This window comes from Pseudoalteromonas sp. TB41, assembly GCF_000497975.1.
In the GTDB taxonomy this organism is placed as follows: domain Bacteria; phylum Pseudomonadota; class Gammaproteobacteria; order Enterobacterales; family Alteromonadaceae; genus Pseudoalteromonas; species Pseudoalteromonas tetraodonis.
On the sequence record NZ_AUTH01000029.1, the window covers coordinates 1 to 4,177 of the forward strand.

Here is a 4,177-nt window from a genome sequence, read left to right on the forward strand (position 1 = left end):
GATGCTGCCAGCGATTTAGCCTACCAAGCCGACGATATTAACGCCGCAAATAGCGACTTAAAAGACACGGTTGAAGAGCTAAAAAAGCCGTCGGCGGCGCAAGAATCCTCCAATTCAAAGAGCAAAACCAAGCAAAAAAACAGCTCGAAAAAGTAAGCCTAACAGGCAAAGGGCAATACGCCCCAAGCCTGCACTTACAGCTTATTGAATTAGAAGACGACTTAAAACGCTTAAAAAGCTATGTAACCCGCGCCGACAAAATCACTCACAAACGTGATGTGTTATTGCCAAAGTGGTTACCCATTGTTGAAGACTATTTAGCAAAAGAAGGAAAGCAAAATGAAGACAACCCGATTTATGCGTACTGCACGATTTGGCTGTTTGACGTTGGCAACTTCGCTCGCGCTCTTGAGTTTGGTTTCAGAGCCATTGAGCTTAACCAGCCCATGGCTAGCAGCATTCGCCGCCAGTGGCCTGGTTTTATTGCCGACACTGTTTTTGAGTGGGCAAGCACCCAAGCAGAAAAAGGCAACAGCATTGAGCCTTATTTTAGCCAAGTGTTCAGCAAGGTTGCGAACACGTGGAAATTACCTGAGCAAGTTACGGCTAAGTACTACAAGTTTGCGGGTCTTGCGTTACTGCGCAGCAAAAACGGCGACATATCGCCATCGCATGTGGGCGACGTGCAACGCTTACAGCAAGCCGATGGCTACTTAGCCAAAGCCGCCGAACTGCATAAACACGCACAAGTAAAAACAGTAAGAAACAAAATAGCCATGAGATTAAGAGCCATTGCCGAGCTAAACGCCCAGTAATAGCCAAAGCTCCAAACCCTCCAGTGCACTAGCCGAGCGTTTAACGGGCGACCGTTAATAACCGCGTCGACGCTAACTGCACTGAACCCAAATTGAATAGGTATACGGTATGTCATTTGGATACGAAGCAACAGCACAAAACAGCATTGAAATAGATGCTCAAAGCGGCTGGCCAGCGTTAAGCACTGGCGAGTTTCGTGATCATCGCCGCATACCTGAGTTTTACGAAGAAACCGTAATAGCCGACTCATTAAACCGCAGCGCATTAGAAGTGCAGCAGCAACTAAGTAACTTTTTCATGAAAAAAGCAGACACGGACGTCACTTTTACGCTTGTTAATGGTGTGCCTAACTTTAACGATAAACAACAAAGCGTTTACCGTGGCGCCGTGTATGCCCGTTCGCATGCCGATTTAATGGGGTATTTTTCAGCGGTTGACCAAAAAGCAGCAGGCAACAACAAAGCTGACGACGTTGATCAGCAAGACGCGATACTTGCGCAGTCTAACCGTAGCGTTCGTTTACTCCTTGGCCTTGGCCGTGCGGGAGTGCACACACTATGAGCCAAACAATAAGCAAGCTACAGCAATTATGTAACTACCTTTGCCAAGGTATGAACCCATACGTAAAACCTAACGATATTGATGGTTGGCAAGGTGGGGGCCAGTTAATGATTAACACAGAAGATTTAGGTTTGAGTGGTTGTTTGCTAGCAAAGTGGAAGTACGACGCAGTTATAGAGATTGAACGATTACCACACCGTAAAGTTAACCCTTATAACCTACTTGGCATGATAGCAGTTTGGCTAATTGAGGAAGATTCTGACCGTGATGATTACGGTCTATCAGACCCTGATTTAGATATTACGGTTATCAGCAAAGATCACGCACAAGTAACCATCGAATTAGACCTGATTGACGATATTGAATTAGTACCAGACGAACAGGGACCAATTAGATATCTGGGTGAGCGTTACCGTATTTCATTAGTGCCAATAAACATAGCCGAGAGTGCAGACCTTCAAACCAAGGACGCTGATTAATGGGTATCAGCATTGAAGCTAAGGGTATCGATAGCATAGACATGCAATTGGCAATGGCATGTATGCCAGCTAAAAAGCGGAAACGCTTCATGATAAGAATCGGTAATGAAATAAGAGCAAAATCAAGAGCCAATGCTAGAAAACAAGAGAGCCCAGAAGGAGAAAAATGGGCAACAAAGAAGAGTAAAAAAGGCGGGAAAAAAATGTTTAAAAAGCTACCGCAGACAATAGCGGTAGATGGGCAGCCTAATTATGTAAACGTGTATTTTTCCAGAAGGTATAAAGGGAAAAGTAAGTTTCACTCGGGTGTTATAGCAAAAATGCACGATGAAGGAAGAACCATTAAGAGAGATAAAGCAAGGCATAAAATGGCTATGCAGAGTTATCAGGAAAGAAATGGAATCGACCAAAAATCACCCGCAACGGATGCCCAAGCTAAATTTATAGTAAAAATGAAAGCGACCAGGTTTTATTCGCTTAAAGAGCAAAAAGAAGGAAATTTGGAAAAAGGTAAAACGCTGAGAATTACAAAAAAATGGGTTCTGGAAAACCTTACGTTTGCTAAAGCTGGTGCAATGATTAGCTCATTACAAGGGAAAAAAACAAGTGGTTCGGGATCATGGCAAATAAAGCTACCGCACCGTGAATTTTTAGGTGCAACACCTGTAGACCAAAAGAAAATATTTGAACGTGTATTACAAGGCATCAACTACGGTTGGACAGTCAAAAAACAAGATATGAGAGGATAAACACATGTCACTAGGTAAAGTGCAAGTTAACAATTTGAATTTAGGGCAAGGTGACATCCAAGGTGTTGAGCGACACTTCTTGTTTGTTGGCCGTGCAGGTTCGGTTGATGAAGAAAGCCAATTATTTAGCATTGGCGCTAAAACCGACTTAGAAAAAACCTTTGCAGATAGCCCACTGCGCGATCAGCTTATTGCTGCGCAATTAAACGCAGGCCAAAACTGGACCGCAGCGGTTTACCCAATGGCCGAACTGGAAACCATTGTTGATGCCATTGACCGCGCCAACGAAGTACAAAGCTTTGAAATGGTAGTGGTATGTGCTGAGCAAACAGCAAGCGCAGAACTCACAGATATTCATGATCACCTAACATCATTGCAAGCCACATTAGGCCGTTTTGTATCGGCATTGGTTGCCGTGCCTGGTATTGATGCAGCTACGCAAACATGGCCAACCTATGAAGCCGCAACCATTGCATTGCAAGCCGATATTGCCGCGCACTTAGTGGTGCCCGTACCGCAATTACACGGCAATAACGTAGGCGTATTAGCAGGGCGATTATGTGACCGCAGCGTAAGCATTGCCGACAGCCCCATGCGCGTAGCAACGGGCAGTGTGTTAGGCCTAGGCGCGGCACCGGTTGACAGAGAAAACGAGCCGCTGTCTCTTGCCACACTAGAAACCCTAGCAAATAAACGCATGAGCGTACCGCAGTGGTATAGCGATTTTGAGGGTGTTTATTGGAGCGATGCCCAAACGCTCGACGCTGCAGGCGGTGACTACCAATACCTTGAGCATTTACGCCCAGTGCATAAAGCCAGCCGAGAAGTGCGGGTATTAGCTATTCGCCGTGTTGCAAACCGTGCGCTTAATTCAACGCCTAACAGCATTGAACTAAACAAGTCGTACTTTATGAAGCCACTGCGCGCCATGAGCAAAAGCACCACCATTTTAGGCACGCAGTTTCCGGGTGATATTAAGCCGCCAGTAGAGGGCGATGTAACGATTGTATGGACCACAAACAAAGCGGTGGTTATTTACTTGGTTGTTCGCCCTTACAACTCGCCAAAAGAAATTACCGTAAACATCATGCTTGATTTAAGCAGCAACTAGGAGCACTAACCATGCGTTTATCTGGAATGAATTTTAACGTGAACTTGGGTGACATTATGGTCCAAGTTGACACGGCATCACTGGCTATTACCGACAATAGCGCCGTGAGCCAAACAAGTGGCGTGCCTGATGGTTTTGTTGATGGCGATGTAGCGGCCAGCGGTGAGCTATCGGTTAACGCCAGTAACTTTGCGCTTATATCAGATGCGGCAAAAAGTGCAGGCGCTTGGCGCGCAATGGAACCGTTCGACATTATGTTTTATGCAAAAACCAGCAAAGACGAGCTAAAAGTAGAAGCGTTTGGTTGCCGCATTAAGCTAAGCGACATTTTAGACATAGACAAAAAAGGTGGCCAAGCCAGCCTGTTTAAAATTCCGTTTGATGTAACCGACCCCGACTTTGTAAAAATCAACGGTGTGCCGTACTTACGCGCCGAAGAAATTGAAAACATAGTGCAATAA

General features: G+C 45.4%; 6 protein-coding genes. All 6 read left to right on the plus strand.

All coding sequences use genetic code 11. The features are described from left to right. Positions 1–203: 203 nt before the first annotated feature. Positions 204–815, plus strand: a complete 612-nt coding sequence (gene gpM / locus L641_RS22815) for a phage terminase small subunit (RefSeq protein ID WP_084298553.1) — start codon at positions 204–206, stop codon at positions 813–815. Positions 816–924: 109 nt separating this feature from the next. Continuing rightward, complete coding sequence (locus tag L641_RS0104935) at positions 925–1,377, plus strand: head completion/stabilization protein (protein ID WP_024601296.1); 453 nt, start codon at positions 925–927, stop codon at positions 1,375–1,377. Beyond that, entirely contained in the window at positions 1,374–1,856 is a 483-nt protein-coding gene (locus L641_RS0104940; RefSeq protein WP_024601297.1) for a phage tail protein, read from the plus strand. Before L641_RS0104935 ends, L641_RS0104940 begins: the two co-directional genes overlap by 4 nt. Continuing rightward, positions 1,856–2,605: a phage virion morphogenesis protein gene (locus L641_RS0104945; protein WP_024601298.1), complete on the plus strand. Its 750-nt coding sequence runs from the start codon at positions 1,856–1,858 to the stop codon at positions 2,603–2,605. Before L641_RS0104940 ends, L641_RS0104945 begins: the two co-directional genes overlap by 1 nt. A gap of 4 nt (positions 2,606–2,609) precedes the next feature. Beyond that, positions 2,610–3,716, plus strand: coding sequence for a DUF2586 domain-containing protein (locus tag L641_RS0104950; RefSeq protein WP_024601299.1), 1,107 nt, complete (start codon positions 2,610–2,612; stop codon positions 3,714–3,716). An 11-nt stretch (positions 3,717–3,727) separates the two neighbouring features. Beyond that, positions 3,728–4,177, plus strand: coding sequence for a phage protein (locus tag L641_RS0104955; RefSeq protein ID WP_024601300.1), 450 nt, complete (start codon positions 3,728–3,730; stop codon positions 4,175–4,177).